Raw genomic sequence first — 26,392 nt, 5'->3', positions numbered from 1 at the left:
GCGCCATAAGTCGGTGTAATCATGCGGGTTTCCGCATGATATGGCCAGCATGCTTTTGTAGGGACCATATTCATGGCAAAGCAGCGCCCCGGGGAAATGAACGATGCGGCGTCCGCCGCATCGAAGGATGGTGAGGGACTGGGTTTGGCGGACGGGGAAGATGAGGCCGCGACTCAGGCCGAACGGCTGCGGCTCGACACGCTTCATGAATATCGCATCATGGATACCGACGCCGAACCGGCATTCGATCGCGTGACCCGTATGGTCGCCGATCTGTTCGATGTGCCGATCGCGCTGATATCGCTGGTCGATGACCGCCGCCAATGGTTCAAATCGGCGCATGGCATCGACACGCGCGAAATGCCGCGCGCCTATAGTTTCTGTCCCTATGTGATTGCCGAGGACGCGCCGGTGATGGTGACCGACGCGCTTTCCGATCCGCGCTCGCGCGAAAATCCGCTGGTGATCGGCGACACCCACATCCGTTTTTATGCCGGTGTGCCGCTGCGCGCCTATAACGGCCAAATCCTCGGCAGCCTCTGCGTCCTCGACCGCGAGGAGCGCGCCGCGCTGACCGAGGGCGAACTGGCCCGTCTCGAAGATTTTGCCGGGATCATCATGGCGGAGGCCGACCTCCGCCGCATCGGCACCGAACGCGACGACGCGCGCCGGACGCTCGAACGCGCGCTCGATTTTTCGGGGATCGCGACGTGGCGATACGACGCCCGCACGCAAGGAGTCGATTGGCGCGGTGCGGTCGCCGAACTGTGGGGCGCCGACTACCGGACCGCGCTCGCGACGCGGGACGACACGATCGCCCGCGTCCATCCCGACGACCGCAACGCGGTGCTGCTCGCGCTGCGCGAATCGGTTGCCGACGGCTCGCCGTACAAGGTCGAGCATCGGATCGTTCATCCCGAGCGCGGCGTCCGTTGGCTGGGGATCCGCGGCGACTGGGACGTCAACGCCGACGATGCCGTGCTGACCGGAATCTGCATCGATATCACCGAGCAGAAGAGCCGGCAGGAAAATGCCAATCTGTTGATGCGCGAATTGCACCACCGGATGCGCAACCTGTTCGCCACCGTCAGCGCGATCATCTCGTTAACCCGCCACGCGGCGCAAGATGTCGACGATTATGTCGAGCGGATCAACAGCCGGCTCGACGCGCTGAATCGCGCGCAGAACGTTCTGCTCGGTTCCAATTTCATGACCGGATCGATGCACGCGCTGATGCGCGAGGTCGAGGCCGCCTTTCCGCGGGTTCGCTGGTCGGGCCCCGACCTGTTGCTGCCCGAAAATGCGTTGGTCGCGATGGCGCTGCTGTTCAACGAACTCGCGACCAATGCCGTCAAGCACGGCGCGTTGACAGGGGAGAACGGGCGCGTCGATATCGCATGGACGCAGGACGCCGAAGGCGTCGAAGGCCGCACCTTCCGGCTGACCTGGGCCGAGAGCGGGGGTGCCCGCGGGGTCGTCGCGCCCGATCGCACCAGTTTCGGGACGTTGCTGATGGAACGCAGCGTTCGGAACAACCTGGGCGGGACGATCGAGCGGCGGTGGGAACCAGACGGGCTGATCGTCGATATCGCGCTGCCCGCGCGGTGGCGCGACGCATAAGCCCCGCAACTTAACGCAGTATATTTGTTCTCTATATGTTCGCGTGTTAGGCATGCGGCATGTCTGCGAAACCGATTCTCGAAAAGCTGGCGATCCTTGCCGATGCCGCCAAATATGACGCCTCCTGCGCATCGTCGGGCACCGTGAAGCGCGACGCGGTCGGATCGAAGGGCATTGGCTCGACCGAGGGCATGGGCATCTGCCACAGCTATGCGCCCGACGGCCGCTGCATCTCGCTTCTGAAAATCCTGCTCACCAATTTTTGCATTTACGACTGCCGTTTCTGCATCAACCGCGCGTCGAGCAATGTCGAGCGCGCGCGCTTCAGTCCGCAGGAGGTCGCGGCGCTGACGCTCGATTTCTACAAGCGCAATTATATCGAGGGGCTGTTTCTGTCGTCGGGGATCATCCGCTCCGAGGATTATACGATGGAGCAGCTGGTCGAGGTCGCGCGCATATTGCGCGAAGAGCATCGCTTCCAGGGCTATATCCATCTGAAGACGATCGCGGGCGCCGACTCCGCGCTGGTCGCGCTCGCGGGGCTATATGCCGATCGCCTGTCGACCAATGTCGAGCTGCCGACCGAGGCGGGGCTTTCGAGCTTTGCGCCGGAGAAAAAGCCCGAGACGATCCGCAAGACGATGGCGTCGGTGCGCGTCGGCGAATCCGAAGCAATCGAGGCCGCGAAGAGTCGGTTGATCGGCAAGGCAACGCCACCGCGCTTCGCGCCCGCAGGGCAATCGACGCAGATGATCGTCGGGGCGGATGCCGCACGCGACGACGATATATTGAAGACCGCTACGAATCTCTATTCGGGTTACCGGCTCCGCCGCGTCTATTATTCGGCGTACAGCCCGATCCCCGATGCCAGCCAGGACCTGCCGCCGGTGCGCCCGCCGCTGATGCGCGAGCACCGGCTGTACCAGGCCGACTGGCTGCTGCGTTTCTATGGCTTCGAGCGTGCCGAAATCATGGAAGGCGCATGCGGGGGGATGCTCGACCTCGCGATCGATCCGAAGCTTGCATGGGCGCTCCAACGGCGCGAGGCTTTTCCGGTCGACATCAACCGCGCGCCGCGCGAACTGCTGCTGCGCGTGCCGGGACTTGGTACGCGCGCGGTCGACCGCATCGTTGCGGCTCGGCGGCTGGGGAAGCTCAGGCTGGGCGATCTCGCCAGGCTGACGGCTTCGGTTAAAAAGCTCTTGCCCTTCATTGTCACCCCCGACTGGCGGCCGGGCAAGCTGATCGACAGCGCCGACCTCCGCGCGCGCTTTGCACCGCCGGCTGAACAGTTGGCACTCGCGCTGTGAGGGAAGTCGTCCTCAAGACGCCGGGTGATTTTGCGGAATGGCGCTGCGCGGCGCGGGGGCTGCTCGCGGGCGGCGTCGCGCCCGACGAGGTGAGCTGGCGCGGGAGCGAAGAGGGCGCGTCGCTATTCGGCGATGCGGTTGCGGCGGCGCCCGGGGCCCAACTCAGCCTGCCGCGCGAGCTGGTCGAGATTGCCGACCGGGTGATTTGCCATCGCGATGCAGAGGTGCCGGCGCGGCTTTACCGGATCATGTGGCGCGCGCTGCACGACCGGAACCTGCTTGCGCGCGCGACCGACGCCGACGTCGACTGGCTGCGAAAAGCCGACAAGGCGATCCGCCGCGACGTGCACAAGATGCACGCCTTCGTGCGCTTCCGCCGGCTCGGCGAAGAGCCGGGGCGTGAGAGTTTCGCGGCGTGGTTCGAACCGTCACACCGCATATTGCGGCTGACCGCACCTTTCTTTCAGCGGCGCTTCTACGGGATGGACTGGGCGATCGTGACCCCCGACGCGCGCGCGATCTGGCAGGATGAAACGCTGACCTATGGTCCCGGCGGGACGAAGGACGAGGTGCCCGATAGCGACGTCGTCGAGGATCAGTGGCGCACTTATTATGGCGCGATCTTCAATCCCGCGCGGGTGAAGATCGACGCGATGCGCGCCGAGATGCCGAAGAAATATTGGAAAAACCTGCCCGAGGCGCAGGATATCGCGCCACTGCTCGCGGGCGCCGAGGCGCGGGTGGAACGCATGCGCGCGGAGGCCGTTTCGATGGCGAACCCATTGACCGGCAAATGGCGGACGCGTGTGCAGGACGAATTGACCCGAGGCGAAGAGATCGAGACGCTGGCCGAACTGGCGAAGGCGGTCGATCGCTGCACGCGCTGCCCGCTCTATTGCGACGCGACGCAGGGCGTGGCGGGCGAGGGGCCGGAAGCGGCGCGCATCATGCTCGTCGGCGAGCAGCCGGGCGACCAGGAGGATCTGCAGGGACGCCCCTTCGTCGGCCCGGCTGGGCAGGTGTTGAATGAGGCGCTGGAAGAGGCAGGACTCGACCGGACGCAGCTGTTCCTCACCAATGCGGTCAAGCATTTCAAGTTCGAGCCGCGCGGCAAAAGGCGGCTTCATCAGAATCCGACGAACGCCGAGATCGACATCTGCCGCTGGTGGCTCGACAAGGAACGCGTCTTCGTCCAGCCCGGACTGATCGTGACGCTGGGAGCAAGTGCCTTGCGCGGGGTCACCGGAAAAAGCGCGAGCATCAAATCGATGCGCGGTGCGGTGCACGAGCTGGAAGGCGGGACGAAGCTGATCGCGACGATCCACCCTTCCTTCCTGCTCCGGCTGCCGGACCGCGCGCGGGCCGCCGAGGAAAGGGCGATGTTCGTCGCCGACCTGCTCCGCGCACGGAAACTTGCCGCCTGATGGCAAAGGCCAAAACCTGGATCGAGCCGCACCCCGGCGGCATATATGTCAAGCCCGCCGACCTGTGGATCGACCCGTCGCGCCCCGCCCCGCGCGCCGCGGTGACGCACGGCCATGCCGATCATGCGCGCAGCGGTCACGGCGCGGTGTTCGCGACGTCCGAGACGCTCGCGATCATGGCGCTGCGCTACGGCGTCGATGCCGAGGCGAGCCATAATCAGGCATATGGCTATGGCGACGGGTTCGAACGCGGCGGCGTGCGCTTCAGCTTCCATCCCGCCGGCCATGTCCTCGGCAGCGCGCAGATATTGATGGAATATGCGGGAGAGCGGATCGTCGTCACCGGCGATTACAAACGCCGCGTCGACCCGACCTGCGCGCGTTTCGAGGTTGTTCCGTGCGATATCTTTATCACCGAGGCGACCTTCGGCCTGCCGGTGTTCCGCCACCCGCCCACCCGCGACGAGATCGCCAAGCTGATCGGCGCGGTGCGCGCCGAGCCCGATCGCAGCGTGCTCGTCGGCGCCTATGCGCTCGGCAAGGCGCAGCGCGTGATCGCCGAACTGCGGGCGGCGGGGTGGGACGCGCCGATCTATATCCACGGCGCGCTCGAAAAAATGTGCGCGCTCTATGCGCTGCACGGCGTTGATCTTGGCGAACTCCGCCTTGTCAGCGAAACCGACAAGGCCGCGATGGCGGGGCAGATCGTGCTCGCACCTCCGTCGGCGCTGAATGATCGCTGGTCGCGGCGGCTGCCCGATCCGGTGACGGCGATGGCGTCGGGCTGGATGCGCGTGCGTCAGCGCGCGCGGCAGCGGATGGTCGAACTGCCGCTCGTCATTTCGGACCATGCCGACTGGGACGAACTCACCGCGACGATTGCGGAGGTGAACCCCGGCGAGACGTGGATCACCCATGGCAGCGAGGACGGCCTGCTACGCTGGTGCGAACTCACGCAGCGCAAGGCACGCGCGCTGCACCTTGTCGGCCGCGATCTGGAGGAAGAAGAGGCGTGAAGCGCTTCGCCGCCCTGATCGACCGGCTGATCTATACGCGCTCGCGCAACAGCAAGCTCGCGCTGATCGTCGATTATCTCCGCCACACGCCGGACCCCGACCGCGGCTGGGCGATCGCGGCGCTGACCGAGAGCCTCGATTTTCCGGCGGTAAAGGCGGGGACGGTGCGGGCCTTGCTCGCGACCCGCATCGACGAGGAATTGTTCCGCCTGTCGCGGCATTTCGTCGGCGACACGGCCGAGACGGCGGCGCTGCTCTGGCCAGATGCGCCGGGAACGAAGGCGGAGCTCAGCGTGGCGGAGGCGGTTGATGCGCTGGCAGCGACCAGCCGCAGCGATGCGCCCGCGGTCGTCGCGTCCTTACTCGACCAGCTCGATGCCGACGGGCGCTACGCGCTGCTCAAGCTCGCGCTTGGCGGCATGCGCGTCGGCGTGTCGGCGCGGCTCGCGAAACAGGCGTTTGCGCAGGCGTTCGACGTGCCGGTCGACGATGTCGAGGAGCTGTGGCACGCGATCGCGCCGCCCTATGCGCCGCTGTTCGCTTGGGGCGAGGGGAGGGCGGAGCGCCCCGACCTGGCCGACGTCGCTTTCTTCCGCCCCTTCATGCTCGCGCACCCGCTGGAGGAGGAGAGCGTCGATCTCGCCGACTATGCCGCCGAATGGAAATGGGACGGTATCCGTGTCCAGATCGTGCATGGGGGCGGCGAGACGCGCATCTACAGCCGCGGCGGTGAGGAGATCGGCGGCGCCTTTCCCGAACTGGTCGCGGCTTTCGACCAGGATGCGGTGATCGACGGCGAACTGCTCGTGCGCGGCGAGGTGCAGGGGGGCGAGGCCGCAAGCTTCAATGCGCTCCAGCAAAGGCTCGGCCGCAAAACGGTGTCGAAGAAGATGCTCGCCGATTATCCGGCGTTTGTCCGCGTGTACGATCTGCTCGCGCTCGATGGCGACGATTTGCGCGCCCTGCCGTGGACCGAGCGGCGGCGGCGGCTGGAGGCCTTCGTCCCACGCCTCGCCGCGAGTCATTTCGACCTGTCGCAGGTGATCGACCCCACCGATTTCGACGACCTCGCCAAGCGTCGCGCCGGCGCGCGCGACGCCGCGATCGAGGGGGTGATGCTCAAGCGCCGCGACGCGCCCTATGTCGCGGGACGGCGCGCCGGGCTGTGGTATAAATGGAAGCGCGATCCGCTCACCGCCGATTGCGTGATGATGTACGCGCAGCGCGGCAACGGCCGCCGCGCGAGCTTCTATTCGGATTATACCTTCGGCTGCTGGTCCGACGCGGGCGAGCTTCTTCCCGTGGGTAAAGCCTATTCGGGCTTCACCGACGCGGAATTGAAATGGCTTGACAAATTCGTGCGCGACAACACGCTGAACCGCTTCGGCCCGGTGCGCGAGGTCGAAAAGTCGCTCGTGCTCGAAGTCGCCTTCGATTCGATCCACAGCAGCAAGCGCCACAAGTCGGGGCTCGCGATGCGCTTCCCGCGCATTTCGCGTATCCGCCGCGACAAGCCTGCCGAAGAAGCCGACCGAATCGCGACTCTGCGGGGGATGGTGACCTAGGCCGCCTCCTCTTCAGAGGAAGGCTTAACCAAAGGAAAATTGCCGTCACGGGGTTGCAACTTGCGGGCAAGATACCGAGTTAGTCCCCCGACACCAAAAAAGGAGACTGCCATGACGATCGCTTTCCCGCCGCTGCCCTATGCCCAGGATGCGCTCGAGCCGCATATTTCGGCCGACACGCTGGCGACGCACCATGGCAAGCACCACAAGGCCTATGTCGACAAGACCAACGCCGCGATCGAAGGCACCGACCTGGCCGGTAAGAGCCTCGAAGAAATCATCCACCACGCCGAAGGGTCGGGCAACAAGGGTCTGTTCAACAATAGCGCCCAGTCGTGGAACCACGCCTTTTACTGGAACAGCTTGAGCCCCACGAAGACCGCGCCCGCCGATGATCTCGCCGCGGCGATCGACCGCGATTTCGGTTCGCTCGACGAACTAAAGAAGAAATTGAAGGAAACCGCCGTCAATCATTTCGCGTCGGGCTGGGCCTGGCTTGTCGCGCGTGACGGCACGCTGTCGGTCACCGATACGCACGACGCGGGCACCGAGCTGACGGCGGGCATCAAGCCCCTGCTGGTGATCGACGTGTGGGAACATGCTTATTACATCGACCGCAAGAATCTGCGCCCGGCTTATGTCGACGCGGTGGTCGACGAACTGCTGAACTGGGATTTCGCGGCGGAAAATTTCGCGCGCGAGGGAACCTGGACCTATCCGGCGTAATTTTATGATCCTCCCTGTGGCGAGGGGAGGTGGCAGCGCGAAGCGCTGACGGAGGGGCAGCGGCGCAACGTCGCCCGCCCCTCTACCGCCTTTGGCGGTTCCCTCCCCATACCTTTGGCACCGGGAGGATTTTTCATACAAGCCGTAACGAAAATTGGCCCGCGCGGGCCTATCCCGATGATCGCGATGCGCCTATAGGCGCGCCATGACGATCAGCCTGTTCGAACTCTTCAAAATCGGTGTCGGTCCTTCCAGCTCGCATACGGTCGGGCCGATGGTCGCGGCGCGGCGTTTTACGGTGTGGCTCGACGAGCATGGCCTCCTCGCCAAGACCGCGCATGTCGAAGCCGACCTTTACGGCTCGCTCGCGCTGACCGGGAAGGGTCACGCCGCCGATACCGCTGTCGTCGCGGGACTCGCGGGCGAAATCCCCGCCTCGACCAGCCTTGCCGCGATCAAGGCGCATTGGGACCGGGCGGAGAGCGAGGGCTTTCTCTACCTGCTCGGACGGCAGCGCGTGCGCTTCCAGCCGGCGCGCGACCTGCATTTCCAGATGCGCCAGCGCCAGCCGTTCCACAGCAACGCCTTGAGCTTCACCGCGCGCGACGGCGAGGGCGAGATCCTCGCGAAGCGCATGTATTTCTCGATCGGCGGAGGCTTTGTCGTCGACGAGGATGAGGCGGGGCGCAACAGCCGCGGTGCCGAAGATGAGGTCGAATTGCCCTTCGCCTTCACCTCGGGTGCCGATCTGCTGACTATGGGCGCGGCGTCGGGCAAGAGCTTTGCCGAGATGATGCTCGACAACGAACTCGTCCACCGCAGTCTCGAAGAGGTGAACGCCGGACTCGACCAAATCGCCGCCGCGATGGACGCCTCGATCGACGCGGGCTGCTGCAGCACCGGCACGCTGCCCGGCGGATTGAAGGTCAAGCGCCGCGCGCCGCAGATCGCAACCGACATCCGCGAACGGCACGAGGCGAATCTGTCCGATCCGATGGCGATGATGGACTGGATCAACCTGTGGGCGATGGCGGTGAACGAGGAAAATGCCGCGGGCGGCAAGGTCGTCACCGCGCCGACCAACGGCGCGGCGGGGATCATCCCGGCGGTGATCCGCTACTATAAACGCAGCTATCGCGGCGACGCAGCGGGCGTCCGCACCTTCCTGCTCGCCGCGGGCGCGGTCGGCGCGCTCTACAAGCGCAACGCCAGCATCTCGGGCGCCGAAGTCGGCTGCCAGGGCGAGGTCGGCGTCGCCTGCTCGATGGCGGCGGCGGGGCTGACCGCGGCGCTCGGCGGCACCAACGCACAGGTCGAAAATGCCGCCGAGATCGGCATGGAGCATAACCTCGGCCTCACCTGCGATCCGATCGGCGGCCTCGTCCAGATCCCGTGCATCGAGCGCAACGCGATGGGCGCGATCAAGGCGATCGATGCGAGCCGCATCGCGATGATTGGCGACGGCACCCACGTCGTCAGCCTCGACACGGTGATCGCGACGATGCTGCAGACGGGCCGCGACATGCGCGACAAATATAAGGAAACGTCGAAGGGCGGGCTGGCGGTTAGCGTGGTGGAGTGTTGAGCGGACCCGGGATGGGCGGCAAAAGTTGCTTTCCTACATTGTTTCGCTGTGTCAGCCTGTGCTCGGGTTCATTGAACTCGTCGATATTCGCACCTTCGCTTAAAGCCACAAAGGACACAGTTTGGATGCGCGCACGCGGGGCTTTTGTGGCTTTAAGGTCAGGATTGATCCTCCCTGTCGCGTAGCGATGGGCAGGTGGCAGCGCGAAGGCTGACGGTGAGGCAAGCGGTGCGACGTTGCGGCCCCTCCGCCACCGTTTCGCGGCGGTCTCCCTCCCACGGCTTCGCCGCAGGGAGGATCATGAGCATCTTGCATTGCCGCCCCATTTGCCTGATTGGGACCGCCAAGAAGGAGACCGCCCATGAAGACCCGCGCCGCCGTTGCGTTCGAAGCGAAGAAGCCGCTCGAGATCCTCGAACTCGACCTCGAAGGCCCGAAGGCGGGCGAGGTGCTGGTCGAGATCATGGCGACGGGCATCTGCCACACCGACGCCTATACGCTCGACGGCTTCGACAGCGAGGGCATCTTCCCGAGCGTGCTGGGGCATGAGGGCGCGGGCGTGGTGCGCGAGGTCGGCGCGGGCGTGACCAGCGTCGCCCCCGGCGATCATGTCATCCCGCTCTACACCCCCGAATGCCGCCAGTGCAAAAGCTGCCTGTCGGGCAAGACCAACCTCTGCACCGCGATCCGCGCGACGCAGGGCAAGGGACTGATGCCCGACGGCACGACGCGCTTCTCGTACAAGGGCCAGCCGATCTTCCATTATATGGGCTGCTCGACCTTCTCGAACTTCACCGTGCTGCCCGAAATCGCGGTCGCGAAGATCCGCGAAGACGCGCCCTTCCAGTCGAGCTGCTACATCGGCTGCGGCGTGACCACGGGCGTCGGCGCGGTGATCAACACCGCGAAGGTCCAGGTCGGCGACAATGTCGTCGTTTTCGGTTTGGGCGGCATCGGCCTCAACGTGATCCAGGGCGCGCGCCTTGCCGGCGCCGACAAGATCATCGGCGTCGACATCAACCCGGACCGAGAGGAATGGGGCCGCAAGTTCGGCATGACCGAATTTTTGAACTCGAAAGGCATGAGCCGCGAGGATGTCGTCGCGGCGATCGTCGCGATGACCGACGGCGGCGCCGATTACACCTTCGACGCGACGGGCAATACCGAGGTGATGCGCATCGCGCTCGAAGCCTGCCACCGCGGCTGGGGCACCTCGATCATCATCGGCGTCGCCGAGGCGGGCAAGGAAATCGCGACGCGACCCTTCCAGCTCGTTACCGGCCGCAACTGGCGCGGCACCGCGTTCGGCGGCGCAAAGGGGCGCACCGACGTGCCGAAGATCGTCGACATGTATATGACCGGCAAGATCGAGATCGACCCGATGATCACCCACGTCATGGGGCTGGAAGAGATCAACAAGGGCTTCGACCTGATGCATGCCGGCGAGAGCATTCGCAGCGTGGTGGTCTACTGATGTTCAGCCATGTGACCCTGGGGTCGAACGATATCGCCGCGAGCAAGCGTTTCTATGACGCGATCCTTGGCGTGCTCGGTGCGCCCGAGGGGGTGGTCGACGAGCGTGGGCGGCTCATCTATATGCACGCCGGCGGGCGTCTGGTGATTACGCGGCCGGTCGACGGCGATGCGGCCGCCTGCGGCAATGGGCATACGCTCGGTTTCCTGGCATTATCGCCCGACATGATCGACGCCTGGCACGCCGCGGGTATCGCGAACGGCGGCACGACGGCCGAAGGCCCGCCGGGCGTTCGCAATGCCACCGAAGGCCGCACCGTCTACCTTGCCTATCTCCGCGACCCCGACGGCAACAAGCTTTGCGGCTTTCACAAGATTTCGGGTTGATATGCAGACGGGCGATGATGCGAGCTATGTGCTGACCTTCAGCTGCGTCGATGCAGTCGGCATCGTCGCGGCGGTGACGGGACTGCTTGCGGAACGAGACGGGTTCATCCTCGATAGTCAGCAATATGCCGATCTCGATTCGGGGCGCTTTTTCATGCGCGTCGAATTTCGCGGGGCCGGCGCGCGTTTTCCCGAAGGGCTGGCGCGCGTGGAGGAGGCCTTTGCGCCGATTGTCGACCGTTTCGGGATGGACGCACGGATCAGCGACCGCACCGTCAAACCGCGCTTTATCATCGCCGTGTCGCAAGGCAGCCATTGCCTCAACGACCTGCTCCATCGCTGGTCAACCGGCAATCTGGCGATCGATATCGTCGCCGTCGTGTCGAACCATGAAGCGCAGCGGCGGCTGTCCGAATGGCACGGCGTGCCGTTTCACTATCTGCCGGTGAGCGAAGCGAACCGCGCAGAGCAGGAAGCCGCAATCCTCGACGTGATGACGCGGGGCGGGGCAGAATATCTGGTGCTCGCGCGCTATATGCAGGTTCTGTCGGAGGATTTATCGGCGAAGCTTGCAGGGCGCTGCATCAATATTCATCACAGCTTCCTGCCGGGATTCAAGGGCGCGAAGCCCTATCATCGCGCGCACGAGCGCGGGGTCAAGCTGATCGGAGCGACCGCGCATTTCGTGACGAGCGATCTCGACGAGGGACCGATTATCGAACAGGCGGTCGAGCGCGTCGATCACCGCGACGGCATCGACGACCTGATCCGCATCGGCCGCGATGTCGAGGCGCAGGTGCTGGCGCGCGCTGTGCGCTGGGTTGCGGAACAGCGCGTACTGATCGACGGGCGCAAGACGGTGGTGTTCCGCTGATAAGGCTGGCAGAAGTTCGGTATCGATTCGCAACGCAAAAAGGGAGAGAAAAATGTTCAGCCATGTCATGGTGGGGTCTAACGACATCGACGCCTCCAAGAAATTTTATGACGCGCTCTTTGCCGCCCTCGGCGGGCCGGAAGGCGTCATCGATCCCAAGGGCCGACTTTTCTATATGAGCAAGACCGGCATCTTCGGCGTTTCGGTGCCGATCAACGGCGAGCCCGCCTGCCATGCCAATGGCGGCACGATCGGCTTCGCGGTCGAATCGCCCGAGCAGGGCGACGCCTGGCACGCTGCGGGCGTCGCCAACGGGGGCACGCCCTGCGAAGATCCGCCGGGCATCCGCACGAGCGAAATGGGCAGCATGTATCTGGCCTATCTGCGTGATCCCGCCGGCAACAAGATTTGTGCCCTGAAACGCATGTGAGCGCGATGCGCGGCGAAGCGGGATTGCTGGCAGACCTTGGCGCGCTCGGCATCCCCTTTGCCGCGCACGAGCATGAGGCAGTGTTCACCGTTGCTGAAAGCGACGCGGTGAACGCCGCGATTCCCGGCGCGCATACCAAAAATCTGTTCCTTAAGGACAGTGGCGGGGCGTTCTGGCTCGTCACCGTACCGTCGGACGCGCGCGTTGACCTGAAGGCGCTCCCCGCTGCGATCGGCAGCAAACGCGTCAGCTTCGGCAAGGCCGACGATATGGAGCGTCTGCTCGGCATCGCGCCGGGGTCGGTAACCCCGCTCGCCGCGATCAACGCGCCGTCCGGAAGCATCGCAGTGGTGCTCGACGCAGGATTGGCGGACGCAGAAACGGTGAACGTCCACCCGCTGCGCAATACGGCAACGCTAGGACTGTCGGGGGCAACGATTCTCGACCTGCTGCGTCATTGGGGGCATCAGCCCATCGTTGCACCTATCCCCGTTCAGGACGCCGCATGACCATCGAAACCCTCTCAACGACGCGCAGCCATGGCGGGACGCAGGGCGTTTACAAACATCCGAGCACGACCACCGGCACCGATATGACCTTCGCGGTTTTCGTCCCCGATCATGCGGCCGGCACCAAGCTGCCCGTACTCTGGTATCTGTCGGGGCTGACTTGCACCCACGCCAATGTGATGGAAAAGGGCGAATATCGCGCCGCCTGCGCCGAGCATGGCGTGATCTTCGTCGCGCCGGATACCAGCCCGCGCGGTGAGGACGTTCCGGACGACCCCGGTGCGGCCTATGATTTCGGGCTGGGCGCGGGCTTTTATGTCGACGCGACCGAGGAGCCCTGGGCGAAGAATTATCGCATGCGCTCGTACATCGAGGACGAGCTGCCCTCGCTTATCCTGCGCAATTTCGCGGGCGCGGACATGACGCGGCAGGGCATCACCGGCCATTCGATGGGCGGGCATGGCGCGCTGACGATCGGGCTGCGCAATCAGGATCGTTTCCGCTCCGTCTCGGCCTTTTCGCCGATTGTTGCGCCCTTGCACTGTCCGTGGGGCGAAAAGGCTTTGACGGGATATCTCGGTGATAATCGCGAGGACTGGCACGCTTATGACGCGTGCGCACTGCTCGATCAGGGGCTGCGCTTACCCGATCTGCTCGTCGATCAGGGCGAGTCGGATAATTTCCTCGCCGAACAGCTCAAGACCGAATTGCTGGTCGAAGCGTGCGAGCGAAACGGACAAAAGGCCGAAATCCGGATGCAGCCGGGATACGACCATAGTTATTTCTTCATCTCGACCTTCATGGCCGAGCATGTCGCGTGGCACGCCGAGCGGCTAAAGGCGTAAAGCTCCCCTCTCTGAAAGAGAGAGAGACTAAGAAAGCCCCGGAATCAGCAGGCTCGACCCCGTCGTCCGTCCGGCAGCAAGGTCGGCATGCGCCCTTGCCGCATCTTCGAGCGAATATCGCTGGCCGACGGTGATCTTCACCGCGCCGCTCTCGATCATCTCGAACACGCGTGCGGCGCCCGCCGCGCGTTCGCCGGGCAGGTGATAGTAATCGAACAGCGTCGGACGGGTCACGAACTGCGACCCATGCTGCGCTAGGATACCGAGGTTGACGCCCGTGACCGGCCCGCCGGCATTGCCGTAGCTGACGATCAGCCCGCGCCGCGCGGTCGCCTTGAGCGATGTCGCCCAGGTGGCCATGCCGATGCCGTCGAAGGTGACGGGGACGCCTTGGCCGTCGGTGATTTCGCGGACGTGCGCGGCGACATCGTCGGTCTTGTACATTAGTACATGGTCGGCACCGGCTTCGCGCGCGGCATGGGCCTTGGCCTCGGTGCTGACGGTGCCGATCACGCTCGCGCCGATCGCCTTCAGCCACTGGACAAGGATCAGCCCGACTCCGCCCGCCGCGGCGTGGACGAGGACGGTCGCGCCCGCCTCGACCCTTGCACAGCGCTCGACAAGCGCTTCGACCGTGCAGGCTTTGAGCAGCGCGGCGGCTGCGGTTTCGTCGTCGATGCCCGGAGGTAGCTTGAACAGCGAGGATGCGGGAATGAACCGCGCCGAGGCGTAGGCGCTCCGCTGCGGGCCGAACGTGGCAACGCGGTCGCCGGGCCGGAGTCCGTGGACGTCGGCGCCGATCGCGACGACCTCACCCGCGGCTTCGACCCCGAGTCCGCCGGGCAGTTCGACCGGATAGGTGCCGTCGCGGTGGTAGATATCGATGTAATTGAGCCCGACCGCGGTCTGGCGGACGAGCACCTGCCCGGGGCCGGGGTCGCCGATCGTCACCGTGCGCCAGTCGATGACCTCAGGTCCGCCCTGGCTTTCGATAAAGGCTTCGATCGCTTGCATGCGCCGCTCTCCTGCTGTCCGGTCCATCTGGTGGGCCGGAGCAGAGAGCGCAAGGGCAGTGCGATGCAAGCCCCTCCCTGGAGGGGAGAGGTTTTCTTTTACTTCGAAGGGCGACGCGGGCTGCGCTGGCCGTACGGCTTGGGCTTGTAGCGTTCGGTGTTGCCGCCGGGCCCGCCCAAGCCCCGCGGTCCACGCGGACCTGCACGGTGGCCACCCGGCGCTCCACGCGGGCCAGCGTCGCGTGGGCCTTTATCGCGGCGCGGCGGATAGGTCGGGCCGTCGGGCGCCGGGGTGATCGATACGCCGCTGTCGTCCTCGCCGTCCTGGTTCGCGGTGCGTACCACGGCTTCTGCAAAACGGTCGGCGATCGCGCGCGGGATGTTGAACATCGTTTCCTTGGGACCGATGCGGATCGCGCCGATCTCGTTCTTGCTCACATGGCCGCGACGGCAGAGCAGGGGCAGGATCCAGCGCGGATCGGCATTCTGGTGGCGGCCGATGTTGAGGCGGAACCAGACGCTGTCCTCGAAGCCATCGCGGCGTTCGCCACCCCCCCGCTCGGGTCGTTCGAACCGCTCGCCGCGTTCGCCACGCTCGGGACGGTCGCGGCCGCGCGGGCCGTTGTCGAGCAGATCCTCAGGCGGCGGCATCAGCGCGCGGTGCGCGCGGACGAGCGACGCGGCGATATCCTCGGCGCTGCGCTCGGCCATCAGCCGCGCGGCGAGTTCCAAATCCTCGGGCTCATGCTCGACCGGCGCGAGCAGTTTCTCGATCAGCCGTTCCTGATCCTTTTGTCTGACGTCGGCGGCGGTTGGGGCGTCCATCCATTCGGCGTTGATGCGCGCGCCGCGCAGCATGCCGTCGACGCGCCGGCGGCGGGGATAGGGGACGATGATGACTGCGGTGCCCTTTTTGCCGGCGCGGCCGGTGCGGCCCGAACGATGCTGGAGCGTTTCGGCGTCGCGCGGGATTTCGACGTGGATCACGAGGCTGAGCGTCGGCAGGTCGATGCCGCGCGCCGCGACGTCGGTCGCGACGCAGACGCGGGCACGGCGATCGCGGAGCGCCTGCAAGGCGTGGTTGCGTTCGTTCTGGCTATGCTCGCCCGACAGCGCGACCGCGGCAAAACCGCGCTCGATCAGGCTGGCGTGCAGGCGGCGGACATTGTCGCGCGTCGCGCAGAACAGCATTGCGGTTTCGGCTTCATGGAGGCGCAGCAGGTTGATCACCGCGCCCTCGATGTCGGCGGGCGCGACGGTCACCGCCTGATAGGCGATGTCGCCATGGCCGCGGTCCTCGCCGACGGTCGAGATGCGCAGCGCATCCTTCTGGTAGCGCTTGGCGAGCTGCACGATCGGTTTCGGGATCGTCGCGGAGAAGAGGAGGGTGCGGCGCGTCTCGGGGGTCGCGTCGAGGATTTCCTCCAGGTCTTCGCGAAAGCCCATGTCGAGCATTTCGTCGGCCTCATCGAGCACGGCGACGCGTAATGCTTCGAGGTCGAGCGCGCCGCGCTCGAGATGGTCGCGCAGGCGTCCCGGGGTGCCGACGACGATGTGGACGCCCTGGCTGAGGTTGCGGCGTTCCTTGCTGGCGTCCATGCCGCCGACACAGGTCGCGATACGCGCGCCGGCCTTGCCGTAAAGCCAGCTCAGTTCACGGCTGACCTGGAGCGCGAGTTCGCGCGTCGGGGCGATGATGAGCGCGAGCGGCGAGGCCGCGAACGGCAGGCGGCCGTCCTCGATCAGCTCGTCGGCCATCGCGAGGCCGAAAGCGACGGTCTTGCCCGAACCGGTCTGTGCCGAGACGAGCAGGTCGCGGCCCCTGGCTTCGTCTTCGGCGACATGCGTTTGAACGGGAGTGAGGGCTTCATAGCCGCGCGCGGTGAGGGCGTCCGAAAGGACGGGCGAGAGATTGTCGAAAGTCATTTGTTCTTCTTATCCTGTGCGGCAAAGGTGCCGTGGTTTGGTTCTTCGCCGCCCGGGATCCGGTTCGGGTCTGCTGCCCGAGTCCAAAGAAATTGGGTCATGGATGCTGAACGAGATCAGCATGACGAGGAAATATGTGGGTTTTTCCTAAAGTGCCTGGCCCGCAGCGTGTCCGCTGGCCCAAGCCCATTGAAAATTATAGCCGCCCAGCCACCCGGTGACATCCACGGCTTCGCCGACCGCATACAGCCCCGGCACGCTTTTGGCCATCATTGTTTGCGAGGACAGATTTGCCGTCGAAATTCCGCCGACGGTGACCTCGGCCTTGGCGAAGCCTTCGGTGCCGTTCGGTTGAAAGGTCCAGCGTTTCAGCCGCGCCTCGGCATCGGCGAGCTTGCGGTCGGTGTGGGCGCCGAGTTCGCCGGGGAGGGCGAGGCGGTCGACCAGGGTCTGCGCGAGGCGTTCCGGGAGCGCGAGCGCCGACGCGAGCGTCGCGCGTGGGCGCGCGCGCTTTGCGTCGATGAGCCAGCCCGGCGGCGTATCGGGCAGGAAGTCGATCGTTACCGGGTCGCCGTGGCGCCAATAGCTGCTGACCTGTAGGACCGCGGGCCCTGAGAGCCCCTTGTGCGTGAAGAGCGCGGCTTCGCGAAAGACCGCCTTGCCCGCGCGCGCCTCGACCGGGGTCGCGACTCCCGACAGGTCGCGGAACAGCACGTCGTCGCCGCCGAGCGTGAGTGGGACGAGCGCGGGGCGCGGCTCGACGACCTTGAGGCCGAATTGGCGCGCGAGGTCGTAGGCGAAGCCGGTCGCGCCCATCTTCGGTATCGACGGTCCGCCGGTGGCGATGACGAGGCTGGGGGCGGTGAAACGGAAGTTGCCGAAAGTGCCGCGGAAGGTCGCATCGCAATGCTCGATTTGTCCTATAACTTCGCCGCACCGGACATCGACGCCGCCCTTGGCGCATTCGTCGAGCAGCATCGCGACGACCTGCTTCGCCGATCCGTCGCAGAAGAGCTGGCCGAGGGTTTTTTCGTGGTACGCGATGCCGTAGCGTTCGACGAGCGCGATGAAATCGGCGGGGGTGTAGCGCGCGAGCGCCGATTTGGCGAAATGCGGGTTCGCCGAGATATAGCGGTCGGCGATGGTGTGGATGTTGGTGAAGTTGCAGCGCCCGCCACCCGAGATAAGGATCTTCTTGCCCACCTGATCGGCGTGGTCGAGCAGCAAGACGCGCTTCCCCCTTTGCCCCGCGACCGCGGCGCACATCAGTCCGGCCGCGCCGGCGCCCAGCACGATGGCGTCGTAACTTGTCATCGGAAGGCTTAGTGCAACTTCGCGATCGAAAGGCCGTCGGCCTTGGCGCGCGCCTTCACCGATTCCTCGCTACGCGTCAGCGCCTTGGCAATGGCCTTGAGCGCCATGCCCTTTTTCGCGAGCGTGTGGAGCTTGTCGATTTCGGCCGCGGTCCAGGGCTGTTTATGACGTTCGAACCTGTCTTTCATGCTTGTGTCTCCGGATCGGGCTCGACCGAAAGGATCGTTATCGCGTCCTCGCGACCCTGATATTCGACGCGTTCGCCCGCTTCCGCCCCCATCATCGCGCGGGCGAGCGGCGCGAAGAAGGCGATGGTGCCGAGCGCCGGGTCGGCCTCGTCGCCGCCGACGATGGTCAGCCGGTTCTCGGTTTCGTTCAGCCGGTACTGCACGCGGCTGCCGATCCCGATGCTGCCGTCGGCGGGCGGGGCCTGCACTTCGGCGGTCGAGTGGCGCGTGTCGAAATAGCGTAGGCGGCGCTGGAGCTTCTTGCGCGCCTCCTCCTCGTCGGCCGCGGCAACATCGGCCTCGATCCGCGCGACCTCTTCGCCGAGCAGGCGCAGTCCGCGGGGCGTCACCAGATTGGGGCCGACCGGAATGGGCAGCTCATATTCCGGTTCCTTGTGCTCATCGTCGCTTTCGCGGCGAAACGCTACGCTCATCGTCTCTCTTTCCTATGGGGAGTCGGCGCATCTGGCGCACGAAGGTGGCGACAAGATGGCACGAAATTTCGGGTGCCGCGTAACCGCGCCGGCTTCGCCTGCGAAACCCTCCCGATGCCATCCTCCGCATCATCCATTTTGAAGGGACAATCCGAATGTCCAATACGCTGAAACTGTCGCTCGCCGCCTCGGCCGTCCTCGCCATGGCCGCCGGCACCATGGCCGTCCCCGCCGCCGCCGCCGATGGCGCCAAGGAAAAATGCTATGGCGTGTCGCTGAAGGGCAAGAATGACTGCGCCGCGGGTCCTGGCACGAGCTGCGCCGGCACGTCGACCGTGGACTATCAGGGCAATGCCTGGAAGCATGTGCCCAAGGGCGAATGCGTGAAGATGGGCGGCACGCTCGCCGCGCACAAGGGCAATGCCAAGCCGGTTCCGAAGAAGGGCTGACACCTGTGCTCCCCCGCCCGCTTCGCACCTTGCCGCCGCGCGCCGGTTTCGGGCTGAAGCCCGAACATTATGCCGATGTGCTGACGGCGGCGGAGCAGGGCAACCCGCCCGCCTGGGCCGAAGTACACCCCCAAAACTACTTCGGCGCAGGCGGGCCTCCGCATCGCTGGCTGACCGCGATCGCGGAGCATATGCCGCTGAGTTTCCATTCGGTCGGACTGTCGCTCGGTTCGGCGGCGGGCGCCGACCGCGACGAGCTTGAGGCGCTGGCGGCGCTGTGCGCGCGCTATGGCCCCGCGATGGTGTCCGACCATCTGAGCTGGAGCAACGGGCCCGAGGATAAATTCCCCGACCTGCTGCCCGTCCCCTACAGCCATGCGGCGCTCGACCATTTCGTCGCCGAGGTGGGCCGCGTGCAGGACCGGCTGGGCCGGACGATACTGATCGAAAATCCCTCACGCTATCTCGCCTATGCGGGCGACGATTGGAGCGAGGTCGATTTCCTCCACCACCTCTGCCGCCGCAGCGGCTGCGGGCTGCTGCTCGACATCAACAATATCGAGGTGTCGGCGTTCAACCTCGGGCTCGATCCGGGGCCCTGGCTCGTTGCCATCGACCCGTGTCTCGTCGGCGAAATCCATGTTGCCGGCCATGCGGTGAAGGACGACGACATCGGCGGGCAGATCGCGATCGATGATCATGGATCGGCGGTGCGCGCGAGCTGCTGGGAATTGCTTGCGGCCTTTCTGGATCGCGCCGGCCCGAAACCGGTGCTGGTCGAATGGGACAGCGACGTTCCGCCCTATGCCATGCTGATGGCCGAGGTCGCCAAGGCCGATGCCTTGCAAGTCGCGCCGGCCGATGCGTGACGCGCAGGCGGCGATCGCCGCGACCCTGCTGCACGGCCCCGATCATCTGCCCGCCGGCCTGTTTGCGGGCAGCGAAGGCGATGTGCTGCGCGGGCTGCGTGTTCATGCCAACACTATCTCGCGCGCGCGGCTCGTCGCGCTCGAAGACACGTTTCCGCATACGCGCGCCTATCTGGGCGACGCCGAGTTCAACCGACTGTCGCGCGCTTTCGTCGATGCCGGGGGCGCCCGCTACCGGCTGCTGGCCGATATCGGCAAGGGCTTCGCAGATACGCTGGCCGACCCGGTCGCCGCCGACCTTGCGCGGATCGAAGCGGCTTGGCTCGAAGCCTACCATGCCGCCGACACGCCCGCGCTGGAGCTTGCCGATCTGGCCGGGCTGGACGAAGCCGGCTTGCTCGCTCTGTGCGTACGGCGACACCCCGCGGCGCGCGGCTTGACGCTTGCCAGCCCCGCCGCGGCCCTGGTCGATCCTGCGCTCGCGCCTGCTGTCGGCGCGTTGCTCGTGACGCGGCCCGCGGCGGAGGTTCGCCTGTCGGCGGTCCCTGCCTCCGCGATGGCGGTGCTTGCCATGGCCGAGGAAATTTCGCCTCTCGGTAACCTGATCGCCGCACTCGACGAAATCCATCCCGACGGCGGTGCCGCGATCGCGGCGCTGATCGCCGCCGGGGCGTTCGAGAGGGTTTGAGAGATGGACAGGCTAATCGCATTTTACGATCGCGGTGTCGCTCTGGCGGCGGGACGCATTCCTGAAGCGCTGGCTTTGCTGCTGCTGCGTATTGCGCTGGCCGGCGTCTTCTGGCGTTCGGGGCAGACGAAGGTGGTCGAGGGCGGCTTCCTGCAAATCGATCCGTCGCAATATGATCTGTTCGCGTCCGAATTTTCGGGGCTGCCGCTCGACCCGTCGATCGCAGTGCCGCTCACCGCTTATGCCGAGCATCTCTTCCCGGCCCTGCTGCTGTTCGGGCTGGCGACGCGCCTGTCGGCGGGCGCGCTGCTCGTGATGACGCTGGTCATCCAGATCTTCGTCTTTCCCGATGCATGGTGGCCGGTCCATTCGCTGTGGACGGCAATGGCAGCGATGCTGATCGTGCGCGGCGGCGGCCTGTTCTCGCTCGACGCGCTTGTTGATAAGGTGCGCGCGAAATGAGTATCGACGAACCCTCGCTCGCGCGCCTGATGGCGGCATCGCAGCGCGGGGATCGCGCGGCCTATCGCGCGCTGCTCGGCGACAGCCGCAAATGGCTCGAACGCTATTTCGCGCGGCGCAGCGCGCCGCATCAGATCGACGACCTGGTACAGGAAACGCTGGTGTCGATGCACCGCAAGCTCGCGACATGGGATCCGTCGCGCGCCTTCCTGCCGTGGCTCGCCGCGATCGCGCGCTATCGCTGGATCGACATGCTGCGGCGTCAGCGCGACGAGGCCGAGCTGGGCGACAATGACGCGGCGATCGGCGCCGAAGACGACGCCGTGCACGCGCGGCTCAGCATCGATCACCTGCTTGCACAATTGCCGCCGGCGCAGGCTCAGGCGATCTCGCTGGTCAAGATCAAGGGGGCGTCGATCGCGGAGGCGTCGCAGATTTGCGGCCAGAGCGAGTCGCTGGTCAAAGTGAATATTCATCGCGGGCTCAGGAGGCTCGCTCAACTGGTTGAAAGCGAATGACATGACCAAAGCATCGATCGACGATTTGATCGACGGCCTTGCCGACGAGCTCGAACCCGTCCGGCCGCGGCGGGTCGCGCGCGGGTCGCTTTGGGTCGTCGCGGGGTGGATCGGCGGCGGTGCGGCGCTGCTCTGGCTGTCGGGTGCGCGTCACGACCTTGCCGACGGCGCGATGATGCCGCCGCTACCGATGCTGTCCTTCTGGCTGATCGTCGCGCTGGGCCTGGCCGCGGCGTGGAGCGCGCTGCGCATGGGCCTGCCGGGCGTCGGGCGCGACTATAGCGGGTGGCGCTGGGCCGGGCTGGCGACGCTTGCGTTGCCGCTTTCGGCGCTGGTCATCGGCTTTGGCGACAGCCATGCCGCGATGGAGGCAGCGCGTCCGGAAAACGGCCTGCGCTGCATGATCGAGGGCGCTCTGTCGGGGCTCGGGGTCGGTGCCGCGCTTTTCTTCTGGCTGAAGGGCGGCGCGCCAACCTCGCCGACGCGCGCCGGCTGGGTGATCGGGTTTGCCGCGGGGGCCGCGGGGGCGGCGATTGTCGCGCTGCATTGCACGTCGAACGACATGATCCATATCGCGCTGTGGCACGGCCTTGCCATCTTGTTGTCGGGGGTCGTCGGCCGCTGGCTGCTCCCTCCGCTGCTTCGCTGGTAGTTCACTGGACAGCAAATCTCCCGTGTGTTAGGCATACAATACACACAGGAGATTTGCGATGCGTAACTGGACGATGGCGATTTTGCCGCTGGCTCTCGGCATGACGGTGACGGCGTGCAACGGCACCGATCATGACGGTAAGCCGCAGGGCAAGAGCGAAACGGAGGCGCCCGCTGCAGCCGGTCCGGTGACGACGCAAAGCTATGCGCTCACCGGCTTTACCGGGGTCGAAGTGGCAGGACCCGACGATGTCACAATCCGTCAGGGCGACAATTTTTCGATCAGCGCGCGCGGCCGCGCGGACGTCGTCGACCGGCTCGAGATCAAGGTCGACGGGACGCGGCTGGTCATCGGCCGCAAGCGCGACGGCTTCAGCTTTTCGAGCCGCGACGACGACGATCTCGATATCGCGATTACCATGCCCCGCCTCGACGCGCTGCGGCTGACCGGATCGGGATCGATCGACGCCGACGCCGCCGAGGGCGATGCGGTCGAAGCCGTCGTGACCGGATCGGGCGACCTCAAGGTCGCGAAGCTCACCGCCCAGAGCGCGGAGATCAAGGTTTCGGGGTCAGGCGATATCGATATCGGCGGCGGAACGGTCGCGTCAGCCGAGCTCGCGGTGACCGGATCGGGCGACATCGACGCCGACGGGCTCGCGGCGACGACGCTGGACGTGTCGGTGACCGGGTCGGGCAATGTCGATGCGCAGGCAACGGGCAACGCCGACGTCAGCATCCTCGGGTCAGGCGACGTCACGATCGGTGGCGGCGCCAAATGTTCGACGCGTCAGATGGGATCGGGCACCGCGACCTGCAAATAAGGCCAGACTGGCGCCGTCCCGCCCGACGCGGTAAGGCGGCGCTATGACCTTTGCGATACGATGCGCCATGCTGGCCGCTGCCCTCCTGTTCACCGGATCCGCGTCGGCGGCCGAGAAGCGGTTCGGCCTCACCAGTTTCGAGGCGATCGAGGTCAATGCCGATTATATCATCGACGTGACGACGCGCGCGCCGGTCGGCGCGGTGGCGACGGGGCCGCAGGATGCGATCGACCGGTTGAGCCTCGAGGCGCGCGACGGGCGGCTGGTGATCGGCACGCGCCAGTTCGCCGGCGATGAAAAGCGCGGCGCGCCGCACGGCGCCGTGACGATCCGCATCAATGCCGCCAGCCTGCGATCGGCGACGATGGGCGGGGCGGGATCGCTGGCGATCGACCGGATGAAGGGCGGCCGCGTCACCATCGGCCTGCGCGGGCCCGGTTCGCTGTCGGTCGGCGCGATCGAGGCCGACCGGCTGTCGGTAGCGATGATCGGCAACGGGACGATGACGCTGGGCGGCGCGGCGAAACAGGCGCAGATGACCTTGTCGGGCGCCGGGGTGTTCGACGCCGGCGCGCTCGCGGTCGCGGAACTGACGCTCGATAGCGAGGGCGCGGGCGACACGCGGCTGAACGCGGTCAAGACTGCGGCGGTGACGACGCGCGGCATCGGCAAGACGGTCGTACTCGGCAAGCCCGTCTGCACCATCCGCAACATCGGCAACGGGTCGGTGCAGTGCGGGAGGGCAAAGAAATAGGCGAAAGGGGCTAGTGCCCCGCCGCCCCCAGCGCATCGATCTTCTTCGACTGGCGCACGATCAGCCCCGGGAACCAGCGCGCGAGGCGTGACAGGCGTTTCGCCATCTTGCCGACGGTCGTGTGGATCGCGGTTCCGTGGACGGCCTCCCACGCCGCATCGGCAACGCGTTCGACAGGGACGATCTCGAACCCGCTGTCCGACAGGCGGTTGCGCGCGGGTTCGTTGCTGTCGGCGCTGACCTGGTCGAGCAGGGGGGTGTCGATGAAGCCGGGCATCAGCGAGCGGACCTTGATGCCATGTTTTGCGAATTCGATTTCGAGCGCCTCGGTCAGCCCGCGTACCGCGAATTTGGTCGCCGAATAGACGGCGAGGCCGGCGACACCGTAAAAGCCCGATGCCGATCCGGTGTTCAGGATCGTCGCGCCGGGTGTGGCGCGGAGAAGCGGGAGCGCGGCATAGATGCCGTTGACGACCCCGCCGAAATTGATCGCGATCAGCCGGTCGGCCTCTTCGGGCGCCATGTCGATGAACTGTCCGCCCGACCCGATGCCGGCATTGTTGAACAACACGTCGAGGCGGCCGCCGCTCGCGGCGGCAAAGGCGTTGAGCGCGCCCTTCCACTGGTCGCGGTCGCGCACGTCCATCACATGGCGCGACGCGGCGCCGTCGGGCAGCAGCGCGGCGGTTTCGTCGATCCCCGTGCCGTTCACGTCGGCGATACCGACGAACCAGCCCTGCCCGGCGAAATGGCGCGCAACCGCGCGGCCGATGCCCGATCCGCCGCCCGTGATGAAAATCGCCTTCCGTGTCATAGCGCCCCTCCTTACATCATTGTCAGTGTGACAAGATGCGAAGTGAGCGTTTCCGTCAAGCGGCAATCGCGAGTTGGCAATCGACGGCGCCGCTCGCTAAGAGAGTGGCGATGACCCGCGGCCTCCGCCTGATCTTCCTGCCGCTACTGCTATTTTGTGCGGGTTTCGCCGTCCCGGTGCGGGCGGAGGTCGTTGTGAGCTTCTACAGCCATGATTTCGGCGATCGCTTTCCACACGCCTTTGTCGTGCTGAAAGGCACGGTCGATGCAACGGGAGAAGTGGTCGATGCCAATTACGGCTTTACCGCGACATCGGTCAGCCCCGCCATCCTGTTCGGGTCGGTGAAGGGCAAGGTGGAATCGTCGAAGCCCGATTATGTCGCGAAGAGCGACCGCCAGTTCGATGTGACCGTCGATGACGCGACCTATGCGCGGCTGCTGGCAAAGATCGACGAATGGCGGACGCGAGACCAGCCGAGTTACAGTCTGAACAAGCGCAACTGCGTGCATTTCGTCATGGAGCTTGCCGAAATCGCCGGGCTCGCAGTCAATCGCAAGAGTAAGTTGTTCAAGAAGCCCAAGAGCTTCCTTATAGAAGTGAAAGAATTGAATCCGCAATTGGGGTAGGGGGCATCGATGTTTGCGATATTTTTGGCGCTGGCCGCGCCCGGCGAGCTTGTGACGCAGGTCGTTGTCGAGGAGGGCGGCGAACCGATGATGCCGGCGACCAATCCGGGCAGTTGGGCGACCAATGACGATTATCCGGTCAGCGCGATGCGCGAGGAGCGCGAGGGCACGACGGGGTTCAAATTGACGGTCGGCGCCGACGGCCTGCCCACCCAATGCGAGATCATATCGCCGAGCGGTCATGACGACCTCGATGCGACCACCTGTCGGCTGATCATGGAGCGCGCGCGCTTCACGCCCGGCCGTGACAAGGCCGGCAAGGCGGTCGGCGGGACATACAGCAACCGCATTCGCTGGCAGATCCCCGAATATGACGATTCGATCGCAGTCGCTGGCTTCGCGCTCGATGCGGTGCAGGAGAGCTGGCCGCGCGGACCCAGGCCGGACGATGCGCTGACCCGGATCGACCCTGCCGCCCATTACCCGGCCGCAGCGCGCGCCGCGGGCGAGGAGGGGGTTGTCCATATGGAACTCGGCATCGACGCCGCGGGGCAGGTCACTAGCTGCAAGGTCAACGAGAGCAGCCTTTCGTTCGCGCTCGACGAGGCGGCCTGCGCGCTGATGCGCAGCGACGGAAAATTCTCGCCCGCGCTCGACAGCGACGGAAAGCCCGTTCGCTCGGTCGTTGCGACGACATTCCGATGGACGTTGCCGGAAGAGGCCGGGGAAGGCCCCGGCGGCGTGGCGGTCCAGCGCGAGCGCAGCTTCCCGATGGGCAAGCCGGGGAGCGCGACCGTGACGGTGCTGTTGGGTGCCGATGGTCGCGTCGCCGATTGCCGTTTTTCGAAAACAGGGGAATTCGGTTCGATGCCGAACGGGATGACGCCGTGCGACATGTTCCCGGCGCAGGGGCGTTACGCGCCATTCGTCGGCAGCGACGGCAAGCCCGCCGCGAAACGCGTGACCCTGCGCACCGAACTGGTTATCGAGGATGCGCCACCGCCGGCGGAGGCCAAGCCGGCACCCGTCAAACCAGCGGTGGCCAAATAGCGACGGGTC

At 65.8% G+C, this 26,392-nt stretch carries 29 protein-coding genes; 23 read left to right on the top strand and 6 right to left on the bottom strand.

Annotated elements, in window-relative coordinates; all coding sequences use genetic code 11:
- The first annotated feature begins 72 nt into the window (after positions 1-72).
- The 13 genes from HDC35_RS19120 to fghA all read left to right on the top strand — a co-directional run bounded on the left by HDC35_RS19120 (position 73) and on the right by fghA (position 13,764).
- The gene (locus HDC35_RS19120) at positions 73-1,620 is read left to right on the top strand and encodes a sensor histidine kinase (protein ID WP_184648982.1); all 1,548 of its coding nucleotides are present in this window, start codon (positions 73-75) and stop codon (positions 1,618-1,620) included.
- A gap of 59 nt (positions 1,621-1,679) precedes the next feature.
- Positions 1,680-2,930, top strand: coding sequence for a putative DNA modification/repair radical SAM protein (locus HDC35_RS19115; RefSeq protein WP_184648981.1), 1,251 nt, complete (start codon positions 1,680-1,682; stop codon positions 2,928-2,930).
- The gene (locus HDC35_RS19905; RefSeq protein WP_184648980.1) at positions 2,927-4,354 is read left to right on the top strand and encodes a UdgX family uracil-DNA binding protein; all 1,428 of its coding nucleotides are present in this window, start codon (positions 2,927-2,929) and stop codon (positions 4,352-4,354) included. Before HDC35_RS19115 ends, HDC35_RS19905 begins: the two co-directional genes overlap by 4 nt.
- Complete coding sequence (locus HDC35_RS19105) at positions 4,354-5,370, top strand: ligase-associated DNA damage response exonuclease (protein WP_184648979.1); 1,017 nt, start codon at positions 4,354-4,356, stop codon at positions 5,368-5,370. The genes HDC35_RS19905 and HDC35_RS19105 overlap by 1 nt, the downstream gene beginning before the upstream one ends.
- On the top strand, positions 5,367-6,935 hold the full coding sequence (locus tag HDC35_RS19100; protein WP_184648978.1) for a cisplatin damage response ATP-dependent DNA ligase: 1,569 nt from the start codon (positions 5,367-5,369) through the stop codon (positions 6,933-6,935). Before HDC35_RS19105 ends, HDC35_RS19100 begins: the two co-directional genes overlap by 4 nt.
- A gap of 111 nt (positions 6,936-7,046) precedes the next feature.
- Positions 7,047-7,661, top strand: a complete 615-nt coding sequence (locus HDC35_RS19095) for a superoxide dismutase (RefSeq protein WP_184648977.1) — start codon at positions 7,047-7,049, stop codon at positions 7,659-7,661.
- A 205-nt stretch (positions 7,662-7,866) separates the two neighbouring features.
- Positions 7,867-9,246 carry an L-serine ammonia-lyase gene (locus HDC35_RS19090; protein WP_184648976.1) on the top strand — a complete coding sequence of 460 codons (1,380 nt, stop codon included), beginning with the start codon at positions 7,867-7,869 and terminating at the stop codon, positions 9,244-9,246.
- A 361-nt stretch (positions 9,247-9,607) separates the two neighbouring features.
- Positions 9,608-10,720 (top strand): S-(hydroxymethyl)glutathione dehydrogenase/class III alcohol dehydrogenase, encoded by a 1,113-nt coding sequence (locus HDC35_RS19085; RefSeq protein ID WP_184648975.1) that lies wholly within the window; start codon positions 9,608-9,610, stop codon positions 10,718-10,720.
- On the top strand, positions 10,720-11,106 hold the full coding sequence (locus HDC35_RS19080; protein ID WP_184648974.1) for a VOC family protein: 387 nt from the start codon (positions 10,720-10,722) through the stop codon (positions 11,104-11,106). Before HDC35_RS19085 ends, HDC35_RS19080 begins: the two co-directional genes overlap by 1 nt.
- A gap of 1 nt (position 11,107) precedes the next feature.
- Entirely contained in the window at positions 11,108-11,980 is an 873-nt protein-coding gene (gene purU, locus HDC35_RS19075; protein WP_184648973.1) for a formyltetrahydrofolate deformylase, read from the top strand.
- 52 nt (positions 11,981-12,032) lie between these two features.
- A complete protein-coding gene (locus HDC35_RS19070) occupies positions 12,033-12,410 on the top strand; it encodes a VOC family protein (RefSeq protein WP_184648972.1) in 378 nt (125 codons plus the stop codon).
- Between the two features lie 5 nt (positions 12,411-12,415).
- Positions 12,416-12,919, top strand: coding sequence for a prolyl-tRNA synthetase associated domain-containing protein (locus tag HDC35_RS19065; protein WP_184649016.1), 504 nt, complete (start codon positions 12,416-12,418; stop codon positions 12,917-12,919).
- Positions 12,916-13,764, top strand: coding sequence for an S-formylglutathione hydrolase (gene fghA / locus HDC35_RS19060; protein ID WP_184648971.1), 849 nt, complete (start codon positions 12,916-12,918; stop codon positions 13,762-13,764). Before HDC35_RS19065 ends, fghA begins: the two co-directional genes overlap by 4 nt.
- Positions 13,765-13,791: 27 nt before the next feature.
- On the opposite strand, the gene HDC35_RS19055 is transcribed toward fghA, so the two are convergent.
- The 5 genes from HDC35_RS19055 to HDC35_RS19035 all read right to left on the bottom strand — a co-directional run bounded on the left by HDC35_RS19055 (position 13,792) and on the right by HDC35_RS19035 (position 18,678).
- Positions 13,792-14,778: a quinone oxidoreductase gene (locus HDC35_RS19055; protein WP_184648970.1), complete on the bottom strand. Its 987-nt coding sequence runs from the start codon at positions 14,776-14,778 to the stop codon at positions 13,792-13,794.
- A gap of 98 nt (positions 14,779-14,876) precedes the next feature.
- Positions 14,877-16,703, bottom strand: coding sequence for a DEAD/DEAH box helicase (locus HDC35_RS19050; RefSeq protein WP_184648969.1), 1,827 nt, complete (start codon positions 16,701-16,703; stop codon positions 14,877-14,879).
- A gap of 147 nt (positions 16,704-16,850) precedes the next feature.
- Positions 16,851-18,017 carry an NAD(P)/FAD-dependent oxidoreductase gene (locus HDC35_RS19045; protein WP_184648968.1) on the bottom strand — a complete coding sequence of 389 codons (1,167 nt, stop codon included), beginning with the start codon at positions 18,015-18,017 and terminating at the stop codon, positions 16,851-16,853.
- Between the two features lie 8 nt (positions 18,018-18,025).
- Complete coding sequence (locus HDC35_RS19040) at positions 18,026-18,205, bottom strand: hypothetical protein (protein WP_184648967.1); 180 nt, start codon at positions 18,203-18,205, stop codon at positions 18,026-18,028.
- Positions 18,202-18,678, bottom strand: coding sequence for a GreA/GreB family elongation factor (locus HDC35_RS19035; protein ID WP_184648966.1), 477 nt, complete (start codon positions 18,676-18,678; stop codon positions 18,202-18,204). The genes HDC35_RS19040 and HDC35_RS19035 overlap by 4 nt, the downstream gene beginning before the upstream one ends.
- 155 nt (positions 18,679-18,833) lie before the next feature.
- On the opposite strand from HDC35_RS19035, the gene HDC35_RS19030 reads away from it, so the two are divergent.
- The 8 genes from HDC35_RS19030 (at position 18,834) to HDC35_RS18995 (ending at position 23,893) form a co-directional block, all read left to right on the top strand.
- Positions 18,834-19,127, top strand: a complete 294-nt coding sequence (locus tag HDC35_RS19030; RefSeq protein WP_184648965.1) for a DUF2282 domain-containing protein — start codon at positions 18,834-18,836, stop codon at positions 19,125-19,127.
- A 5-nt stretch (positions 19,128-19,132) separates the two neighbouring features.
- Positions 19,133-19,996, top strand: coding sequence for a DUF692 family multinuclear iron-containing protein (locus tag HDC35_RS19025; protein ID WP_184648964.1), 864 nt, complete (start codon positions 19,133-19,135; stop codon positions 19,994-19,996).
- Positions 19,989-20,684, top strand: coding sequence for a DNA-binding domain-containing protein (locus HDC35_RS19020; protein ID WP_184648963.1), 696 nt, complete (start codon positions 19,989-19,991; stop codon positions 20,682-20,684). Before HDC35_RS19025 ends, HDC35_RS19020 begins: the two co-directional genes overlap by 8 nt.
- Before the next feature lie 3 nt (positions 20,685-20,687).
- The gene (locus tag HDC35_RS19015) at positions 20,688-21,146 is read left to right on the top strand and encodes a DoxX family protein (RefSeq protein ID WP_184648962.1); all 459 of its coding nucleotides are present in this window, start codon (positions 20,688-20,690) and stop codon (positions 21,144-21,146) included.
- Positions 21,143-21,664 (top strand): sigma-70 family RNA polymerase sigma factor, encoded by a 522-nt coding sequence (locus HDC35_RS19010; protein WP_184648961.1) that lies wholly within the window; start codon positions 21,143-21,145, stop codon positions 21,662-21,664. The genes HDC35_RS19015 and HDC35_RS19010 overlap by 4 nt, the downstream gene beginning before the upstream one ends.
- Before the next feature lies 1 nt (position 21,665).
- Entirely contained in the window at positions 21,666-22,316 is a 651-nt protein-coding gene (locus tag HDC35_RS19005) for an NrsF family protein (RefSeq protein ID WP_184648960.1), read from the top strand.
- Positions 22,317-22,374: 58 nt separating this feature from the next.
- Positions 22,375-23,139 (top strand): head GIN domain-containing protein, encoded by a 765-nt coding sequence (locus HDC35_RS19000; protein ID WP_184648959.1) that lies wholly within the window; start codon positions 22,375-22,377, stop codon positions 23,137-23,139.
- 67 nt (positions 23,140-23,206) lie between these two features.
- Positions 23,207-23,893, top strand: a complete 687-nt coding sequence (locus HDC35_RS18995; RefSeq protein ID WP_260397846.1) for a head GIN domain-containing protein — start codon at positions 23,207-23,209, stop codon at positions 23,891-23,893.
- A 10-nt stretch (positions 23,894-23,903) separates the two neighbouring features.
- Here HDC35_RS18995 and HDC35_RS18990 read toward each other — a convergent pair whose 3' ends face one another.
- On the bottom strand, positions 23,904-24,707 hold the full coding sequence (locus HDC35_RS18990) for an SDR family oxidoreductase (protein ID WP_184648957.1): 804 nt from the start codon (positions 24,705-24,707) through the stop codon (positions 23,904-23,906).
- Between the two features lie 110 nt (positions 24,708-24,817).
- On the opposite strand from HDC35_RS18990, the gene HDC35_RS18985 reads away from it, so the two are divergent.
- On the top strand, positions 24,818-25,333 hold the full coding sequence (locus HDC35_RS18985; protein WP_184648956.1) for a hypothetical protein: 516 nt from the start codon (positions 24,818-24,820) through the stop codon (positions 25,331-25,333).
- A gap of 9 nt (positions 25,334-25,342) precedes the next feature.
- Positions 25,343-26,383 carry a TonB family protein gene (locus tag HDC35_RS18980; protein ID WP_184648955.1) on the top strand — a complete coding sequence of 347 codons (1,041 nt, stop codon included), beginning with the start codon at positions 25,343-25,345 and terminating at the stop codon, positions 26,381-26,383.
- The last annotated feature ends 9 nt before the right edge of the window (positions 26,384-26,392 follow it).

The sequence above is a fragment of the Sphingopyxis sp. JAI128 genome (assembly GCF_014207235.1).
Classification (GTDB): domain Bacteria; phylum Pseudomonadota; class Alphaproteobacteria; order Sphingomonadales; family Sphingomonadaceae; genus Sphingopyxis.
Note: the sequence above shows the minus strand (reverse complement) of the source record. Positions and strands in the feature narration are given on the sequence as shown.